18 protein-coding genes, 1 tRNA gene and 1 pseudogene are annotated in these 16983 nt (G+C 56.6%); 10 read left to right on the top strand and 10 right to left on the bottom strand.

All coding sequences use genetic code 11. The features are described 5' to 3' along the window. Positions 1 to 124 precede the first annotated feature (124 nt). From AO353_RS14775 to ychF, 8 genes are all read left to right on the top strand, one after another. Positions 125 to 1849, top strand: a complete 1725-nt coding sequence (locus tag AO353_RS14775) for a tetratricopeptide repeat protein (protein WP_054595620.1) — start codon at positions 125 to 127, stop codon at positions 1847 to 1849. A 4-nt stretch (positions 1850 to 1853) separates the two neighbouring features. Continuing rightward, the gene (gene lolB, locus AO353_RS14770) at positions 1854 to 2471 is read left to right on the top strand and encodes a lipoprotein insertase outer membrane protein LolB (protein WP_054595619.1); all 618 of its coding nucleotides are present in this window, start codon (positions 1854 to 1856) and stop codon (positions 2469 to 2471) included. A 1-nt stretch (position 2472) separates the two neighbouring features. Next, positions 2473 to 3324, top strand: coding sequence for a 4-(cytidine 5'-diphospho)-2-C-methyl-D-erythritol kinase (ispE, locus tag AO353_RS14765; RefSeq protein ID WP_054595618.1), 852 nt, complete (start codon positions 2473 to 2475; stop codon positions 3322 to 3324). A gap of 36 nt (positions 3325 to 3360) precedes the next feature. Next, positions 3361 to 3435 (top strand) — tRNA-Gln (locus tag AO353_RS14760). A 46-nt stretch (positions 3436 to 3481) separates the two neighbouring features. Further along, positions 3482 to 4423 carry a ribose-phosphate pyrophosphokinase gene (locus AO353_RS14755; RefSeq protein WP_003171603.1) on the top strand — a complete coding sequence of 314 codons (942 nt, stop codon included), beginning with the start codon at positions 3482 to 3484 and terminating at the stop codon, positions 4421 to 4423. A gap of 142 nt (positions 4424 to 4565) precedes the next feature. Further along, the gene (locus tag AO353_RS14750; RefSeq protein ID WP_054595617.1) at positions 4566 to 5165 is read left to right on the top strand and encodes a 50S ribosomal protein L25/general stress protein Ctc; all 600 of its coding nucleotides are present in this window, start codon (positions 4566 to 4568) and stop codon (positions 5163 to 5165) included. 169 nt (positions 5166 to 5334) lie between these two features. Continuing rightward, complete coding sequence (pth, locus tag AO353_RS14745; protein WP_054595616.1) at positions 5335 to 5919, top strand: aminoacyl-tRNA hydrolase; 585 nt, start codon at positions 5335 to 5337, stop codon at positions 5917 to 5919. Between the two features lie 23 nt (positions 5920 to 5942). Continuing rightward, positions 5943 to 7043, top strand: a complete 1101-nt coding sequence (gene ychF, locus AO353_RS14740) for a redox-regulated ATPase YchF (protein ID WP_054595615.1) — start codon at positions 5943 to 5945, stop codon at positions 7041 to 7043. A 73-nt stretch (positions 7044 to 7116) separates the two neighbouring features. Here the strand turns inward: ychF and AO353_RS14735 are convergent, their stop codons facing one another. The 3 genes from AO353_RS14735 to AO353_RS14725 form a co-directional block, all read right to left on the bottom strand. Beyond that, positions 7117 to 7704, bottom strand: a complete 588-nt coding sequence (locus AO353_RS14735) for a hypothetical protein (protein ID WP_054595614.1) — start codon at positions 7702 to 7704, stop codon at positions 7117 to 7119. 3 nt (positions 7705 to 7707) lie between these two features. Continuing rightward, positions 7708 to 8151 (bottom strand): DUF3592 domain-containing protein, encoded by a 444-nt coding sequence (locus tag AO353_RS14730; protein ID WP_054595613.1) that lies wholly within the window; start codon positions 8149 to 8151, stop codon positions 7708 to 7710. A gap of 281 nt (positions 8152 to 8432) precedes the next feature. Continuing rightward, the gene (locus AO353_RS14725; protein WP_054595612.1) at positions 8433 to 9335 is read right to left on the bottom strand and encodes a LysR family transcriptional regulator; all 903 of its coding nucleotides are present in this window, start codon (positions 9333 to 9335) and stop codon (positions 8433 to 8435) included. A 92-nt stretch (positions 9336 to 9427) separates the two neighbouring features. Here AO353_RS14725 and AO353_RS14720 point away from each other — a divergent pair, with 92 nt between their 5' ends. Continuing rightward, positions 9428 to 10435: an aldo/keto reductase gene (locus tag AO353_RS14720; RefSeq protein ID WP_054595611.1), complete on the top strand. Its 1008-nt coding sequence runs from the start codon at positions 9428 to 9430 to the stop codon at positions 10433 to 10435. A 15-nt stretch (positions 10436 to 10450) separates the two neighbouring features. Here the strand turns inward: AO353_RS14720 and AO353_RS14715 are convergent, their stop codons facing one another. The 6 genes and pseudogenes from AO353_RS14715 to AO353_RS29765 form a co-directional block, all read right to left on the bottom strand. Further along, positions 10451 to 11074, bottom strand: coding sequence for a glutathione S-transferase family protein (locus AO353_RS14715; RefSeq protein WP_054595610.1), 624 nt, complete (start codon positions 11072 to 11074; stop codon positions 10451 to 10453). 165 nt (positions 11075 to 11239) lie between these two features. Then, positions 11240 to 11523, bottom strand: a pseudogene (locus AO353_RS29775) (LysE family translocator); the annotation flags it as partial. A gap of 522 nt (positions 11524 to 12045) precedes the next feature. Next, entirely contained in the window at positions 12046 to 12933 is an 888-nt protein-coding gene (locus tag AO353_RS14710; protein ID WP_054595609.1) for a helix-turn-helix domain-containing protein, read from the bottom strand. 31 nt (positions 12934 to 12964) lie between these two features. Beyond that, the gene (locus tag AO353_RS14705; protein ID WP_054595608.1) at positions 12965 to 13252 is read right to left on the bottom strand and encodes a putative quinol monooxygenase; all 288 of its coding nucleotides are present in this window, start codon (positions 13250 to 13252) and stop codon (positions 12965 to 12967) included. A gap of 103 nt (positions 13253 to 13355) precedes the next feature. Then, positions 13356 to 13520, bottom strand: a complete 165-nt coding sequence (locus AO353_RS31360) for a hypothetical protein (protein ID WP_173859997.1) — start codon at positions 13518 to 13520, stop codon at positions 13356 to 13358. Positions 13521 to 13865: 345 nt separating this feature from the next. Continuing rightward, a complete protein-coding gene (locus tag AO353_RS29765) occupies positions 13866 to 14102 on the bottom strand; it encodes a helix-turn-helix transcriptional regulator (RefSeq protein WP_081013731.1) in 237 nt (78 codons plus the stop codon). Between the two features lie 433 nt (positions 14103 to 14535). On the opposite strand from AO353_RS29765, the gene AO353_RS14700 reads away from it, so the two are divergent. Then, a complete protein-coding gene (locus AO353_RS14700; RefSeq protein ID WP_054595607.1) occupies positions 14536 to 15930 on the top strand; it encodes a PLP-dependent aminotransferase family protein in 1395 nt (464 codons plus the stop codon). Between the two features lie 6 nt (positions 15931 to 15936). Here the strand turns inward: AO353_RS14700 and panB are convergent, their stop codons facing one another. Next, positions 15937 to 16752 carry a 3-methyl-2-oxobutanoate hydroxymethyltransferase gene (gene panB, locus AO353_RS14695; RefSeq protein WP_054595606.1) on the bottom strand — a complete coding sequence of 272 codons (816 nt, stop codon included), beginning with the start codon at positions 16750 to 16752 and terminating at the stop codon, positions 15937 to 15939. Between the last annotated feature and the right edge of the window lie 231 nt (positions 16753 to 16983).

Below are 16983 nucleotides of genomic sequence, written 5' to 3'. Positions count from 1 at the left end.
TCTATATAGGGGCTCGAGCACCTGAACAGGGATTGAGTTCAACGGCAAATTGACAGGCCGGTTATGTTTGGTCGAAGGCTTGTGTCATGATGATCCGACCGCAGGTTAGTCGTCCTCTTCCCCTATGAATAGATCTTCCGCGTTGCTCCTCGCTTTTGTCTTCCTCAGCGGCTGCCAGGCCTTGGCACCCGTTTCGCCGAGCGGTACGCCGCCGGTCGAAGGCAGCACGAAGGCCCCTGAAAAGCCCAAGGTTTACAGCTCGTTCAGCGAAGACACGATCTTCAGCCTGCTGAGCGCGGAACTGGCTGGCCAGCGCAATCGTTTCGACATTGCCCTGGACAACTACGTGACCCAGGCCGTCAACACCCAGGACCCGGGCATCTCCGAGCGAGCCTTTCGCATCGCCGAATACCTTGGCGCCGATCAGGCAGCGCTTGATAGCTCGCTGATCTGGGCGAAAAACGCGCCGAACGACCTCGAAGCACAGCGCGCCGCCGCCGTGCAGCTGGCCCGCGCCGGGCGTTATGACGACTCAATGGCCTATATGGAGAAGGTTCTGCTGGGCAAGGGCGATACTCACTTCGACTTCCTCGCCCTGTCTGCAGCCGATACCGATCAGGACACCCGCAACGGCCTGATGAAGAGTTTTGACCGTTTGCTGCTGCGCCACCCGAAGAACAGCCAACTGATTTTCGGCAAGGCCCTGTTGCTGCAACAGGACGGTGACACCAAGGGTGCACTGGCGCTGCTTGAGAAAAATCCTCCGCAAGACGGTGAAATCGCCCCGATTCTGTTGCGCGCGCGCCTGCTGCAAAGCCTTAACCGTGGCAAAGAAGCGCTGCCGCTGCTGGAAAAAAGCATCCGCAAATACCCGGACGACAAACGCTTGCGCCTGACGTATGCCCGCATGCTGGTCGAACAGGACCGTATGGATGACGCCAAAGAGCAGTTCTCAAGCCTGGTCCAGCAGTATCCGGAAGACGACGAGTTGCGCTATTCCCTGGCACTGGTTTGCCTGGAAGCCAAGGCCTGGAAGGAGGCCAAGGGTTATCTGGAAGACCTGATCGCCCGGGAAAGCCATGTCGACTCGGCCCACCTGAACCTGGGTCGCATCGCCGAAGAACGCAACGACCCGCAAGGCGCCCTGATCGAGTACGCACTGGTCGGCCCGGGCAACGACTATTTGCCGGCGCAACTGCGTCAGTCCGACATCCTGATGAACAACGGACGCACCGCCGAAGCCCAAAGCCGTTTGGCCAGGGCGCGCGACGAACAACCGGATTACGCGATCCAGCTGTATCTGATCGAAGCCGAAACCCTGTCTGCCAACAAGCAGGATGATCGCGCCTGGGCCGTTCTCGATAAAGGCTTGAAGCAGTATCCGGACGATCTGAACCTGCTCTATACCCGAGCCATGCTCGCGGAAAAACGCAATGACCTGGCGCAGATGGAAAAAGACCTTCGACTGATCATCAAGCGTGATCCGGATAACGCCATGGCGCTGAATGCCCTCGGTTACACCCTGTCCGACCGCACCACGCGTTATGACGAAGCCAAGACCTTGATCGAGCACGCGCACCAACTGAACCCGGAAGACCCGGCCGTTCTCGACAGCCTCGGCTGGGTGAATTACCGCCTGGGCAACCTCGATGTAGCCGAACGCTACTTGCGCCAGGCCCTGGAGCGTTTCCCCGATCAAGAAGTCGCGGCGCACCTGGGTGAAGTCCTGTGGGCCAACGGCAAGCAACGCGAAGCCAAACAAATCTGGGGCAAATTCCTCAAGGAACAACCCGACAGCCCAACCCTGCGCAGCACCATCAAGCGCCTGACCGGTTCCGAGACTCTTTAAAATCATGTTTTTGCGCCACATCATCGTTTTCAGCTTCATCGCCCTGCTCGCCGGTTGCGCGGGCTTTGGCGCCCGTGAATCCGTCGAGGGCCACGGCAACCCCGCGCAATGGCGCGAGCACAAACAGCAACTGACCAGCCTCGATGGCTGGCAAATCAACGGCAAGGTCGGTATCCGGGCCCCGAAAGACTCGGGCAGCGGCACCGTGTTCTGGCTGCAACGACAGGACTACTACGATATTCGTCTGTCCGGCCCGTTGGGTCGCGGTGCTGCCCGCCTGACCGGTCGTCCTGGCCAGGTGTCGCTGGAAGTGGCCAACCAGGGTCGCTTTGAGGCGCCAACGCCTGAAGCCCTGCTTGAAGAACAGCTGGGCTGGAAACTGCCGGTTTCGCATTTGGTCTGGTGGGTTCGTGGATTGCCCGCCCCTGACAGCAAAAGCCGCCTGAACCTGGATGCCGACAGTCGCCTGGCCACGCTTGAGCAGGATGGCTGGCAAGTCGAGTACCTCAGCTACATCCAGCAAAACGGTTATTGGCTGCCCGAGCGGATCAAACTGCACGGCACCGACCTTGATGTCACGCTGGTGATCAAGGACTGGCAACCTCGCAAATTGGGGCAATGACATGCCTGCCACTCGCCTGACCCTGCCCTCGCCGGCAAAACTGAATTTGATGCTGCATATCCTGGGCCGCCGTGAAGACGGCTACCACGAGTTGCAGACGCTGTTTCAATTTCTCGATTACGGCGACGAAATCACCTTCGCCGTACGCGATGACGGTGTCATTCGCCTGCACACCGAGTTCGAAGGCGTCCCTCACGACAGCAACCTGATCGTCAAAGCCGCCAAAAAACTTCAGGAACAATCCGCTTGTTCACTGGGCATTGATATCTGGATCGAAAAAATCCTGCCCATGGGCGGCGGAATCGGTGGCGGCAGTTCGAATGCGGCCACCACACTGCTGGGCCTCAATCATCTCTGGCAACTGGGCTGGGACGAGGATCAACTCGCCACGCTGGGCCTGACGCTCGGCGCAGACGTCCCGGTTTTCGTCCGTGGGCACGCGGCTTTTGCTGAAGGCGTGGGAGAAAAGCTCACCCCTGTAGACCCGGAAGAACCGTGGTATCTCGTGCTGGTGCCGCAAGTATCTGTAAGTACAGCAGAAATTTTTTCAGATCCGCTGTTGACACGTAACTCTTCTCCCATTAAAGTGCGCCCCGTTCCCAAGGGAAACAGTCGAAATGACTGCTTACCGGTGGTAACAAGGCGTTATCCAGAGGTACGTAACGCTTTGAATTTGTTAGGTAAATTTACCGAAGCAAAACTCACCGGAACTGGAAGTTGTGTGTTTGGGGGCTTCCCAAGCAAAGCTGAAGCTGATAAAGTCTCGGCCCTTCTTACAGAGACCCTTACAGGGTTTGTAGCAAAAGGAAGCAACGTTTCGATGTTGCATCGCAAGCTGCAAGGTCTGCTCTAAAAGAACCGGGTACTGGGTACTCGTTGCAACAGATACAGGGGCGTCGCCAAGCGGTAAGGCAGCAGGTTTTGATCCTGCCATGCGTTGGTTCGAATCCAGCCGCCCCTGCCATTTTCCTATACTCATCCAGGTTACCCTCAGCCTTCAGGTACTGCGCGTGTCCAAGATGATGGTCTTTACGGGGAACGCTAACCCCGATCTGGCTCGGCGTGTCGTACGTCAGCTGCATATCCCTCTCGGTGACATTTCTGTCGGTAAGTTCTCCGACGGCGAAATCACTGCCGAGATCAATGAAAACGTCCGCGGTAAAGACGTCTTCATTATTCAGCCGACTTGCGCTCCGACCAACGATAACCTGATGGAACTCGTCGTGATGGCTGATGCCTTCCGTCGTTCCTCAGCCACTCGAATCACTGCGGTGATCCCCTACTTTGGTTATGCCCGTCAGGATCGCCGTCCGCGTTCCGCACGTGTGGCTATCAGCGCGAAAGTCGTCGCTGACATGCTTACCGTAGTCGGCATCGATCGTGTTCTCACGGTTGATTTGCATGCTGACCAGATCCAGGGCTTCTTCGATATTCCGGTAGATAACATCTACGGCTCCCCGGTACTGGTGGATGACATCGAAGATCAACGCTTCGAAAACCTGATGATCGTGTCCCCGGACATTGGCGGTGTCGTGCGTGCACGTGCTGTTGCCAAATCCCTGGGCGTGGATCTCGGGATCATCGACAAGCGCCGTGAGAAAGCCAATCACTCTGAAGTGATGCATATCATCGGTGATGTCGAAGGGCGTACCTGTATCCTGGTTGATGACATGGTCGATACCGCCGGCACCTTGTGCCACGCGGCTAAAGCCTTGAAAGAGCATGGCGCTGCCAAAGTCTTTGCCTACTGCACACACCCTGTGCTGTCGGGTCGGGCCATCGAAAACATTGAAAATTCCGTGCTGGACGAGCTGGTGGTGACTAACACCATCCCGCTGTCCGCTGCAGCACAAGCCTGTGCACGTATCCGCCAACTGGATATCGCACCGGTAGTTGCCGAAGCAGTTCGCCGCATCAGCAACGAAGAATCGATCAGCGCGATGTTCCGCTAAGGGCCCTGCCCTTCGGATACATCTCGATGACGAAAAGCGCCCCGCCCCGGCATAACCTGTCGGGGCGGGGCTTTTTTGCCCATATCGCCTTTAGCGCTGGTCGCAAACGCTGGGGCGAATGTGGTTATTTTGGAGATACAACATGAACGATTTTACTCTGAATGCTGAAGTGCGTTCCGACCTGGGGAAAGGTGCGAGCCGCCGCCTGCGTCGTCTCGCAAGCCTGGTTCCAGCTGTAGTTTACGGTGGCGAAAAAGCCCCTGAATCCATCAGCATGCTGGCCAAAGAAGTTGCCAAACTGCTCGAAAACGAAGCGGCTTACAGCCACATCATCGAGCTGAATGTTGGCGGCACCAAGCAAAACGTAATCATCAAGGCTCTGCAGCGTCACCCGGCCAAAGGCCACGTGATGCACGCTGACTTCGTACGCGTTGTTGCTGGTCAGAAACTGTCCGCTCACGTTCCTGTGCACTTCGTCAACGAAGCTGCTGCAGTGAAAAAAGGCGGCGAAATTTCGCACGTTGTTGCTGAAGTTGAAGTTTCCTGCCTGCCAAAAGACCTGCCTGAATTCATCGAAGTCGACCTGGCTAACGCCGAAATCGGTTCGATCATTCACCTGTCCGACCTCAAGGCCCCTAAAGGCGTTGAATTTGTTGCTCTGGCTCACGGTAACGACCTGGCTGTTGCCAACGTTCACGCTCCACGTGTTGCTCCAGAAGCTGCAGAAGGCGCTGCAGAGTAATTCACTCTGTACGCTGGAGTGACCCAGTAACATCGCGGACTGGAACGTAGCGAGAAAGCGGGCGGGAACGCGAAGTTTACATAATGGTAAATGAGCATTTTTCGTCCACTTTCGCCGCACACCCCCATTGCAGCGATGTTATCCACCACTCCAAAGAAGGGCCCCTGATGTGACTGCCATAAAACTGATCGTTGGCCTGGGAAATCCAGGCGCCGAATACGAACAGACCCGGCATAACGCAGGGGCCTTTTTTGTTGAGCGCATCGCGCAAGCACAAGGCGTCAACCTTGTGGCCGATCGCAAATATTTCGGCCTGACCGGGCGCTTCTCGTATCAGGGTCAGGATGTTCGTCTGTTGATTCCCACCACCTACATGAACCGTAGCGGACAGGCCGTGGCGGCTCTTGCCGGTTTTTTCCGGATCAAACCGGAAGAAATACTGGTGGCGCATGACGAACTCGACTTGCCACCCGGCGTTGCCAAGCTCAAGCAGGGCGGCGGGCATGGCGGTCACAACGGGTTGCGCGACATCATCGCGCAACTGGGCAATCAAAATACCTTTTACCGCTTGCGGCTCGGCATTGGCCACCCAGGCGTTGCCAGTATGGTTTCAAACTTTGTCCTGGGTCGTGCGCCACGCGCCGAACAGGAAAAACTCGATGCCAGCATCGACTTTGCCCTCGGCGTGCTGCCGGATATCCTCGCCGGAGAATGGAACCGCGCGATGAAAAACCTGCACAGCCAGAAGGCCTGACTCTAACTCCTAGGGGAAACACCATGGGATTCAATTGCGGCATCGTCGGCCTGCCTAACGTCGGCAAGTCCACCCTGTTCAACGCCCTGACCAAATCCGGTATCGCGGCCGAGAACTTCCCCTTCTGCACCATCGAACCGAATACCGGTATCGTGCCGATGCCGGACAAGCGTCTGGAGGCCCTGTCGGCCATCGTCAATCCAAAGCGCATCCTGCCGACCACCATGGAATTCGTCGACATCGCCGGCCTGGTTGCCGGCGCCTCGAAAGGTGAAGGTCTGGGCAACAAGTTTCTGGCCAACATCCGCGAAACCGATGCCATCGCTCACGTGGTCCGCTGCTTCGAAGACGAGAACGTGATTCACGTTTCCAACAGCGTCGACCCGAAACGCGACATCGAGATCATCGACCTCGAACTGATCTTCGCCGACCTCGACAGCTGCGAGAAGCAACTGCAGAAAGTCACCCGCAACGCCAAGGGCGGTGACAAGGACGCAGTGGTTCAGAAAGGCCTGCTGGAGCAGTTGATCGCTCACTTCACCATCGGTAAGCCTGCGCGCAGCCTGATGAAGAACATGAACGCCGATGAGAAAGCGGTGATCCGTGGCTTCCACCTGCTGACCACCAAACCGGTCATGTACATCGCCAACGTTGCCGAAGACGGCTTCGAAAACAACCCGCTACTCGACGTGGTCAAGGCCATCGCCGAAGAAGAAGGCGCAATGGTTGTGCCGGTCTGCAACAAGATCGAAGCGGAAATCGCCGAACTTGAAGACGGCGAAGAAAAAGACATGTTCCTCGAAGCCCTGGGTCTCGAAGAACCTGGCCTGAACCGCGTAATCCGCGCTGGCTACGAAATGCTGCACCTGCAGACCTATTTCACCGCCGGCGTTGAAGAAGTCCGCGCCTGGACCGTCCGCGTCGGTGCCACCGCACCACAAGCCGCTGGCGTGATCCACACCGACTTCGAGAAAGGCTTCATTCGTGCCGAAGTCATCGCCTACAACGACTTCATCCAGTACAAAGGCGAAGCCGGTGCCAAAGAAGCCGGTAAATGGCGTCTGGAAGGCAAGGATTACATCGTCAAAGACGGCGATGTGATGCACTTCCGCTTCAACGTCTAGCGCTGTTGGAATCGAAAAAGCCGCGTTGATTCGCGGCTTTTTTGTGGGCGTTATATCGACCTGCTATGCGCGACTAGAACAGATAGCCCATGTAGATCGCGGCGGCTCCACCGGCCTGCACACCAGCGTTCATGCCGGCCATGACCACCGCCCCCTTGGCCGACTGCAGCAACTGCCGGTTGACCGTGGAGGAGGCAATGAGCGAGGTCGCCGGGTTGGAGCTCAGAACCGCCGCCAACGCCAGCAGCTTGGGATCAAGCCCGAACAACAGGGCCGTGGCCGAACCACCGACCACCAGCCCCGCCCCCACTTCGGTATACAGGCAAGGCCCGGTGATGTCGTCACTGGTCAGGTCACGACTGACCAGGGCGTCGCTGACAAACACCTTGCCAGTGCTGGGAAAAGCCTCCGCCGCACCGGCTGCCCCTACGCTCTTACCCTTGAGCTGGATATTGATCTTGCCGAAACGCGGCAGGCGCGCGCCAAATCCGACCCCCAACCCGACGCCGCCGTAGCGGTAGCTGACGTTCTCGCCCTGGGGCGAACGCAGGATGATCGAACCACCACTGCCCGCCACCAGGGCTACGGTCAGACCGCCACCGCTGGCGGTCTGATACTGCCAGCGACTCTCATTGAGCGGGATCGGGATGTTGTAGCTCATCGTTCAAAGTCCTTTATGTGAATGAACTGCGCCGCGACCGCACTGGCGGATGCCCATTAACAGGCCGGCAAGGGTGAACAGCAGACCAATACAGCCCAGTACCCCGGGAGTGGCCCACAGTGCGGCAGGGGTATCGACCACGGCGCTACTGGTCGGCTGCTCGGGCAGGTAATACACCCGCACCGGCTGATCCTGCTGATAGCCAAAAATAAAGCCGCCCTGGGGGTAGGAAATCTTTTCACCACTGCTGGTGGTGAAGGCGATCTCGGGATGCGAACCACCGGCATTCAAGTGGCTGACGATGCCATCGGCGGTCTGTGCGTGGGCGAGGAATTCGCGTCGTTCAAGCGTGAGATTGACGGCAATGCCCAACAAGCCGATACCAATCAGGGCAAAGAGCAGCCCCTGAAGCATCTTCCCGAGGCGTGACGGGGTGAGGTTAGCCATGGCTTGTCTCGGTATTCGTCCATGAAAGAAGGCAGTCAGGATAACAAGAAACCACCGGGAAGTGCTTTGTATGACGCAGCAGATAATGCCTGTTCGAGCATTGCGACGTCCTGACCGAAGCAAGGAAAGTATCGACACTCTCGGCCAACCAGGAGCAGACCGAAAGCTGGATCAATGCCGGCCATCCTTTTTAGGGTCGAGCTTGCGAGCAAGTGGGATCGGCCAGTTGCTTGGCGGGACCACTTTCGGCTGTGGATTCAACCGGTCGCGATGGTTCTGAATCAGGTTCGCAAGTCACCCGCCCTGATGAATTCGATGAACGCTTTCAAGGCTGGTGGCACATGGTGCCGACTGGAGTAATAAAGAAAGAATCGGCTTGGCGGTGCTTTCCATTCCTGGAGTATTTCTCTGAGATGCCCGTTCCGGATATCGTCGCGCGCCAGTTCCTCGTAGACATAGGCAATACCAGCGCCATCTTTCGCCGCTTGGATCATCAGCGCATCGTCTTCCAGAATGAGCGGGCCTGTGATGGACAACCGTATCGGTTGACCGTCTGCTTGATATTCCCAGGCGTAAAGTTTGCCACTGGGAAAACGTCTGGCAATGCACGCATGGTCGAGCAAGTCGCGGGGTGCGTGTGCGATCCCCTTCGCGGCCAGATAGGCATCCGCAGCAACGGTCACGAACGATTGAGGTGCGCCGACAGGGACTGCGATCATGTCGCCGGCCAGGCTTTCACCAAAGCGGACTCCAGCGTCAAAGCCGTCGTTCACGATATCGGTCAATCCATCATCGGTGATCAGGTCCAACTGAATGCGTGGATACCTGGCTACGAAGGGCGCGAGCACTTGCGCAAACACAATGCGAGCCGCCGGACGCGCCACGTTGAGTCGAAGTTTGCCAGTGGGCACTTCCTGCATCGAGGTCAATTGCGCCAACGTATCGGCAACCTGCTGCAGGGTCGGGAGCAGCGTCGCCAATAGCTGCTGTCCGGCTTCGGTCGGGGTTACGCTACGAGTGGTTCGGTTGAGCAGTCGGACGCCCAGGCGCGCCTCCAACGCACGCATCGCGTGACTCAACGCGGAAGCCGAAACGCCACGCTCGTCGGCGGCCTTGCGAAAGCTGCGATGGCGAGCAACGGCGGCAAAGGTATCGAGTTCAGATAGATCGGGGGGCTGACTCATGAAAATCGTTCAGTAGTTCAAATGCGATTACTTATCTTATCGTCGTGAGATCTCTCTCGGATACTTCTCACATCATTTGTGCAGAGGTCGCTATGCAACGGAATCGTCTTGGTTCATCGGATTTTCTTATTTCGCCTATTGGCCTGGGGACATGGGCAATCGCCGGCACCGGTTGGGAGTACAGTTGGGGAGCGCAGGATGACAAGGACAGCCTGAGCGCACTTGAGTATGCCGTCGAACGCGGCGTGAACTGGATTGATACCGCTGCAGTTTATGGCTTGGGCCATGCGGAGCAATTAGTGGGGCAATTGCTGCGTCGGGTGCCGGCCTCGCGGCGCCCTTTGGTGTTCACCAAAGGCAGCTTGGTCTGGGACCCGGTCACGAAGACGATTTCGCACTCACTGGCCCCCCAATCCTTGCTCGCCGAGATCGACGCAAGCTTGCGCCGGCTTCAAGTCGAGACTATCGATCTTTATCAGATCCACTGGCCTGCTTTTCCTGCCGACGCAAGCAGTGAAGGTATTGAAATGGCGCTTTCGGCTTTGGCTACCGCGCGCGATCAAGGAAAAATTCGCGCTATCGGTGTATCGAATTTCAATGTCGCTCAACTCAAGCGGGCACAGGCGGTGACAGAGATCGTTTCGCTCCAGCCGCCGTACTCCGCCTTGATGCGAGACATCGAGAAGGACGTCCTGCCATTCTGTGAGCGGGCCGGGATGGGTGTCCTTGCCTATTCCACGCTTCAATCGGGGCTACTTTCCGGCAGCATGACACGCGAACGCATCTTGCAACTGCCCGAAGACGATTGGCGTAAGGCCCGAAGTGCTGATTTCCAGGAGCCCCGTTTGAGTGCGAACCTGGCATTGGTTGATGTTATGGCACGCATCGGAGAAAGGCACGGGGTGAGCGCTGCTGCGGTTGCCATCGCCTGGGTACTTCGCAAACCTGTAGTCACGGGCGCTATTGTCGGTGCCCGCCGTCCCTCACAAGTAGACGGGCTGATTGCAGCCTCGGATTTGCGCCTTGACACGGCGGAAATCGACGAAATTCGGCCGTTTCTGCCGTCGGGCATGGGAACAAATGTCCCTGGCGCCGCCTGACAGCATGCTGAACTATTACGGAGTCCCGTTTCTTCCATGCAGGAGGTAGCCAGGTCGACGACTCAACCGTTCGTAATAGGCACTTACAGCAGGAAAGTCTGGATGATCGAGCGGTGTTTCAAACCACCGGTTAACCGACAGGCCTATCGGTATGTCTGCGAGAGAAAACCCGTCTTCACTGACGTAGGCTCCTGTTGATTCGAGTTGTCGATTCAGGATCTCCATGTGCCTTGACCACAGGCTGCAAGCGGCTGCCAAGGCTCTGCTGTCCTGATGGTCAGGCGAATGCCTGACCAACGACATGAAGGCATACGTCCACGATTTGTTGAGGTCCGACGCTTGCCAGTCTATCCATTGGTCCACCCGCGCTCTTGCTCTCGGTTGGACCGGGTAAAAATGACCTCCGTTATAGCGAGACGCCAAATACCGAATGATCGAGTTTGACTCCCAGAGCACGAAGTCGTCGTCCAGGATCACCGGCACCGTTGCGTTGGGGTTCAGCGAAATGAATTTGGGCGAGCGCGTCGACTTGAAGCCAGACCCCCAATCCTCTCGCTCAAAGGGGATTTCGATCTCGGCGCATGCCCAAAGTACCTTTCGTACATTGATCGACGATGCCTTACCCAATATGCGCAACATTTCATGTCCTTATCGTTCAGGGTGGTTGGTCAGGGGCTTTCGATAACCCACTCGGATCTTTTTCTAGTGCGCCCGGCGCGATGCACAGGGGCCGCTCTCAAATCCGGGTGATGCAGGTTTACCGCGCCGCGCCAACCGCAAACAGACCGGTTCAGCGCCGCCCTTCTACGGCCAGCCCGCGCGGACCGTCTCCATCAGCCAGCGTTGCACGATCTGCCACACGGGCCTGCTGGCGAGAAATGTCGCGATGGGGCCAGCCATGACGGCAATCAGCGCGTTGACGCTCACGCTAATGACGATCTGCGTAAAACCGAGCACGATGGATTGCGCCAGCATGCTGCCGTGGTCGGCGTGTTGGACTTGACCGCTTGCCAGGCAAGGTAGAGCAGATAGCGCGCGCAGCCGAGTCGCAGCGCGTCATACGCATAGGGAACCGCCAGACCAAGACTGCGATAGTAGGGTGGTCAAAGGGGGGAACGTTAGATACAGATTGACTGACAAAACGTCATACAGCGGTCGCAGCACCGGGTATCCGCTCCCTGGGAATACGTTTGACTTCAACGTGAGCAATGGCTTGCCCCAATAGCGCATCCAAACACTCTGACGCGGTCAGCCGCGTGCATTATGGATGAGGGCTTTCGGTCAGGAGCCGCCTGTTGTGACAGGCCGGAATCGACCGATTCTGTTGAAAAAGTCGGCCACGGTTTGCGCATCAAAAAGTGCGCATCCGGGATTGAAATCTTTACTTTTGGCAGAGGCTTCCGGACTCGGATTTTACGTAGCAGCGTGCAAAAAAGGCGTTTTCACCAGTCAATGATCGGGCAGTTTGGGCAGATCGACTTTTTCAACAGAATCGGCGTTCTTGTTTCTGTGTTTCCCGGGATTCCGTGAAGAACCAAAATTTAGTCGGCGCCTACAACCACGCCCAACAACACTCTGTCGCGGCAACTGGGGGCTTGGGCCTTGTCGCGCTACAGTTCTGCCGCGAAGGTCTTGGCTTTCTTCGGCGTGACACCGTACCGTTGCTTGTAGACCTTGATGAAGTGGGAGGTATTTTCATATCCCACCTCCGCAGCCGCGTCGGTGACGGAATAATTTTTAGCCGTCAACAGCTGATGCGCGATGTCGACTTTTTTTTCGATGATCCAGCGGTTCGGGGTGGTGTTGTAGCTGCGCCTGAAGTCGCGGATAAAGGTCGACACGCTGCGTCCCGTCAGCAGGGCATAGTCTTCAATCTTCAGCTTGTGCGAATAGTACTGCTCCATGAAGTCGGTGATGAGGCGGCGTTTGCGGCTGCCGCCGCAGGACAGCTCGCGCAGGAAACGGAAGGACTTGTCCTGGATGGCGATCAGGTGCAGTAGTTCGAGCAGTTTCAATTCCAGCAGCGCGTCGGAGCCCTCCGCGCCCTTGTAGACATAATTCAGCGAATCGATATAACGCTGAATCTGTTCATTGGCGTGCAGGGTATAAGTGCCGTGCACGTTTTTCTGCAGGCCGTCCGTGTGCGAATTGCCTGTGCCGACCGCGCGCGACAGGTATTTGGCGATCAGCTTGTCGTCGAAAAACAGCAGCACCGCCTCGAAGATATCGCTGCCAGTGACGTAGTCCGATACCGTGTAAACGCCTTTGGAGAGGAAAATCAAATGATTCTCGTCAACGACATTGGCCATGGCGTCATAGTCGCGAATAATCTGCTTGCCCTGCTTGATGTAGACGATCAACGGCGTGGCGATATAGATCGCCTTGTTTTCCAGGTTCGTTTCAAGCGTTTTATGGAGGATGGACGAGCTACCGTCAGCGAGGATAGGCTTTACATTGCGCATCGAATAAAGCGCCGCCGGTACTACTTCGAGTGTCATTGCTATGGCTTCTCAACAAATTGTTACGGCATCAAACTTCGCTGAAGTAGCCGCTGACCGGCGCACTGCTCAGATGCTCGACGATGACGCTCCACTGACCGCTCGAGATCATCAGGTCGACGTGGGTGCCGTGCATTTCACGCGAATCCCAGGCTTCCACCAGCGTGAACGCGAGTGGATCTTCCAGGTGGTTGAGGATCTTGACCGTTTGGCAACCGTCCACCTTCGGCAGATTGATCTTCACGTCGTTCATGATGTCCTTGAACGATTGCAGTTTTTCTTCTTTTACATTAAAGCTGATGACGAGATTGACGGACATATTACTTCTCCAGTTGGATTTGACTACAAAAAACATCATCGATTGCAGGAACCATAGATTGACGAGGTGACCAAACAAAATGCGCAGAATACGAAAAGAATGTTCAGGCTTTCATTTGCTGTTCCGTTCCCGGATCTAACATGGCCAGGCCGACCAGCGAAACCACTAAGTTCTTGATCCATTGTTTGACCTGGACTGCCTCAATAAAATCTTTTCCTTTCACATGATGCTCAGCGCTAGCCCAAAACCCTCTTTCGTTAGAGACCATTATGTAAATTCCTTTTTGGTGTAGATTCGATATGGCGCAAAGAATTCGCTATGGAAGCAACGACTATATATATAGTTAAAAAATGAAAATGATTAAAAATGATTAAAAATGCACGATTCCAGTCACTTTTGCGTTTTTCTTGCGCGACAGCCGATGGCATGCGCCGCCTGCGGGAACGGAGAGTCAGGCGTGGTCCAAAAACGGCCTATCTTGGGTAACTCGGGCGAGCGGAATACTTCCACCGAAGCAATGGAATTTTAATGATTTGGGAGTCGGGGTGTTGGCGCCGACGCCAGAATGCCCCTTGGTGCCGGAATCCGTTGACCTTGGGAAGGTCTGAAGTAGTCAGCGATTTTTAATGCCCTCCTTGGTTGAGGTCCAGGTAGCTTTAGATTCGAGCCAAAGATCGAGATCATGCTCAAACCAGCCCACTACCCCACCGCTTAATTGCACCGAAGCAGGGAAGGAAGGGGCGTTACGCTCAAGACGCCAGAGCGTTGAAGGGTTGATGCCTCCCAGCTTTTTGCAAACGGCTTTCCGCGGATGATCTGCATAACTACCTCTCCGCTTATCGGTGTGCATGCAGTGTCAGCAGTGTGTATTCTCAGTTCACGAATTCTCACTTTTTTATTTTCAGCACGAGAAAATCCGTGATTCACTCTCTGGATGACTTATCTACAGGAAGCGGGACAAACCGCGCATCAACACCTGGAAATAGAGTAGCCAACATTAAAGTGTATACGGGGGTGACTATATTTCTGCTTCCAGCGCAAACATCCCTTCAGTCACGGCCCCAGCCGCCTCGAATTCCGGTTTAACGTCTAACAGCGACCGTGGTTTTACACGGATCTCGATAGACTCAAAATCCCCGTCATCACTCGATGATACGGGGATTTTGCTTTTTGGGATCGCCCCCTCAACATGGCAGACTGTTGAAACAACACGCCTCAGGCACACCACGCCAGGTTGGCAGCGTTGTCATGAGGTGGGCACACAGGGATGACAGTAAGTGAGCATGGATACAAACAAGGGCACTTCCTTCGCCTATCAGGCGGTGTACCGCTATCTTGTCGAGATGATCGAGATCGCCCATTCGGAACCTGAGCAGAAATTGCCATCCTTGCGGCAACTGGCCCAGCGCCTGAACGTGTCGGTGTCGACGACCAAGTATGCCTATTCGCTTCTCGAGGACGAGGGGCGGATCTATGCCAAACCCAAGTTCGGTTATTTCACCAAGGCGATGCCGGCACCATTATTGAGTGAAAACTCGCCCAACTTGCTCGACAAGGTGTTCTCCAACGCACGCCAGCCGGGGATACTGGCCCTTAGCAGCGACGCGCCAGCGATGCTGTTGTCGCTGGAAAACCCGCTGCGGATGATGGAGCGCGAACTGGCCCGGCAGTACCCACGCTCCCATGCGCCGCTCTATCAGCCGTTCGGCGAGCCCGAGTTGCGCGGCGCTCTGGCCGATCGCTACACCAGTTCCACTCACCGCTACTGGCAGGCCGAGCATGTGTATATCGGCTCGGATCTGCGCAGTGTGCTGGAGTTGTCCCTCAGTGCGCTGAATCTGGGTGGCACTGTGGCGCTGGTGGAATCACCTTGCTCATGGGCAATCCTGCGCCAGTTACAGGCGGCGAAGATCCGCGTGATCGAAGTACCCCTCGGCGAGGATGGACGTTTCAACCTGCCCGCGCTCAGTGAGCTGCTCAGGCGTGAGCCCGTCCGGCTGGCGGTGCTGTCTTCGACCGTGAACATTCCCCAAGGCAAGCTGATGCCAGCGCAGGATAAACAGCAGATCTGTCGCTGGCTGGCGGAGCGGGATGTCTGGCTGTTCGAAAACGACAGCTACGGTGAGTTCTGCTTTTCCCCCAACCACGCCCGCTATCGCGATTTTGCCGATCCGGAAAAACTGCTGGTGTTCTCGACCTTCGACAAGATCATCGGCTCGGAAGCGCCCTACGGTTATGTCCTGTGTCGTCGGCACGGGCCGCAGTTGCATCGGCTATTCCTGGAACGGGCATTTCGCCTGTCGCCGATCCGTCAGAAAGCGATCGCCAAACTCTTCAGTTCCAGGCGCATCGATCAGCATCTGATAGTGCTGCGAGCCATGTTGCTGGACCGTATGAAACGCATGAAGGCCCTGCTGGAGGAACACGCCGATGGCCAGTTGCGGGTGGTCGCCCCCCAAGGCGGCGCGACCTTCTGGCTCGAGGCCAGACACTCAGCGGACATGCGGCGGGTGTTCGAGCGCTTGCTGGCCCAGCGCATCGTCATCGCCCCAGGGGAAATCTTCAGCCAACAGGGGTTCTGGCGGCATCACTTGCGCCTGAGCTACACCCTCGACTGGAGCAAGGACATTCCCCAGGCCCTGAAGAAACTGGCCCAGGCTATCGGCGAAGAGCACTAGCCATACCTAGAGCCCATAGCAATGCCGCGCTTCAGGGAAGCGGCCATGACGCACCTCTTCGGCAAAACGCTCGCAAGCGTCGCGAATCACCGCGCCGACATCGGCGTACTGTTTGACGAAGCGCGGCACTTGCTCACCGCCCAAGCCCAGCACGTCTTCAGTCACCAGCACCTGGCCGTCGCAAGCCGGTGAAGCTCCGATGCCGATGGTGGGCATTTTCGAATCCAGGGTGATCTGCCGAGCCACACCTTCGGCTACACCTTCGAGCAGCAGGCTGAAAGCTCCGGCTTCGAGGTTGGCCCGGGCATCCTCGGCAATCACCGCAGCGGTTTCGGCGGACAGACCCTGAGCCTTGAAACCACCCATGACATTGACGAACTGCGGCATCAGCCCGACGTGAGCCATGACCGGAATACCACGTGCCACCAGGAATTCGACGGTACCCGACAGGGCCTTGTTGGCTTCCAGCTTGACAGCATCGCAACCGGTGCGCGCCAGGACCTGGGCACAATTGCGAAAGGCCTGTTCGTTGGATTCCTGATAGCTGCCGAAAGGCATGTCGGCGATGACACAGGACAGACGTGTACTGTCAACCACGGCCCGGGTGTGGCCGATGATTTCTTCAAGCTGCATGCTCAGTGTCGAGGCCCGGCCATAGCCGACCATTGCAGTGGAGTCACCGACCAGAATGAAATCGACGATAGGGTCGATCAGCTTGGCAATAGAACTGGAATACGCCGTCAGGGATACGATTTTCTGTTGGCCCTTCATCGCGACCAGTTGTGGAACCGTCAATCGTTTAGTACGGGTATGGATGCTCACAAGTGTCTTCCTGTGGTGATTGAACCCCCCGCGGGATGGGCGTAGGAGGTGCCCGATTATTGGTTAAATGCAAGGAAACTCAATGTACAGATTTGCGCTAAAAAGCAACCCAGGTGCATTGCCTGATTGCCCCTCCTGGCAACTAGATGGACATTGCCGGCTATAGACCTGGTCGCATTTTTCAAATGGCACGACCTATTTAAGGGACTGGGTTCGGATGTTGTTTCAGTC

The organism is Pseudomonas fluorescens (assembly GCF_001307155.1).
Taxonomy (GTDB): domain Bacteria; phylum Pseudomonadota; class Gammaproteobacteria; order Pseudomonadales; family Pseudomonadaceae; genus Aquipseudomonas; species Aquipseudomonas helvetica.
The sequence above is the reverse complement of the archived record's forward strand: the minus strand, read 5'-3'. Positions and strand labels throughout refer to the sequence as shown.

What these genes read in the sequence shown, in the direction of transcription:
- AO353_RS14775 (WP_054595620.1), top strand. Translation starts at nt 125, where the DNA reads ATGAATAGATCTTCCGCGTTGCTCCTCGCTTTTGTCTTCCTCAGCGGC.
- lolB (WP_054595619.1), top strand. Translation starts at nt 1,854, where the DNA reads ATGTTTTTGCGCCACATCATCGTTTTCAGCTTCATCGCCCTGCTCGCC.
- ispE (WP_054595618.1), top strand. Translation starts at nt 2,473, where the DNA reads ATGCCTGCCACTCGCCTGACCCTGCCCTCGCCGGCAAAACTGAATTTG.
- AO353_RS14750 (WP_054595617.1), top strand. Translation starts at nt 4,566, where the DNA reads ATGAACGATTTTACTCTGAATGCTGAAGTGCGTTCCGACCTGGGGAAA.
- ychF (WP_054595615.1), top strand. Translation starts at nt 5,943, where the DNA reads ATGGGATTCAATTGCGGCATCGTCGGCCTGCCTAACGTCGGCAAGTCC.
- AO353_RS14735 (WP_054595614.1), bottom strand. Translation starts at nt 7,704, where the DNA reads ATGAGCTACAACATCCCGATCCCGCTCAATGAGAGTCGCTGGCAGTAT.
- AO353_RS14730 (WP_054595613.1), bottom strand. Translation starts at nt 8,151, where the DNA reads ATGGCTAACCTCACCCCGTCACGCCTCGGGAAGATGCTTCAGGGGCTG.
- AO353_RS14725 (WP_054595612.1), bottom strand. Translation starts at nt 9,335, where the DNA reads ATGAGTCAGCCCCCCGATCTATCTGAACTCGATACCTTTGCCGCCGTT.
- AO353_RS14720 (WP_054595611.1), top strand. Translation starts at nt 9,428, where the DNA reads ATGCAACGGAATCGTCTTGGTTCATCGGATTTTCTTATTTCGCCTATT.
- AO353_RS14715 (WP_054595610.1), bottom strand. Translation starts at nt 11,074, where the DNA reads ATGTTGCGCATATTGGGTAAGGCATCGTCGATCAATGTACGAAAGGTA.
- AO353_RS14710 (WP_054595609.1), bottom strand. Translation starts at nt 12,933, where the DNA reads ATGACACTCGAAGTAGTACCGGCGGCGCTTTATTCGATGCGCAATGTA.
- AO353_RS14705 (WP_054595608.1), bottom strand. Translation starts at nt 13,252, where the DNA reads ATGTCCGTCAATCTCGTCATCAGCTTTAATGTAAAAGAAGAAAAACTG.
- AO353_RS31360 (WP_173859997.1), bottom strand. Translation starts at nt 13,520, where the DNA reads ATGGTCTCTAACGAAAGAGGGTTTTGGGCTAGCGCTGAGCATCATGTG.
- AO353_RS29765 (WP_081013731.1), bottom strand. Translation starts at nt 14,102, where the DNA reads ATGCACACCGATAAGCGGAGAGGTAGTTATGCAGATCATCCGCGGAAA.
- AO353_RS14700 (WP_054595607.1), top strand. Translation starts at nt 14,536, where the DNA reads ATGGATACAAACAAGGGCACTTCCTTCGCCTATCAGGCGGTGTACCGC.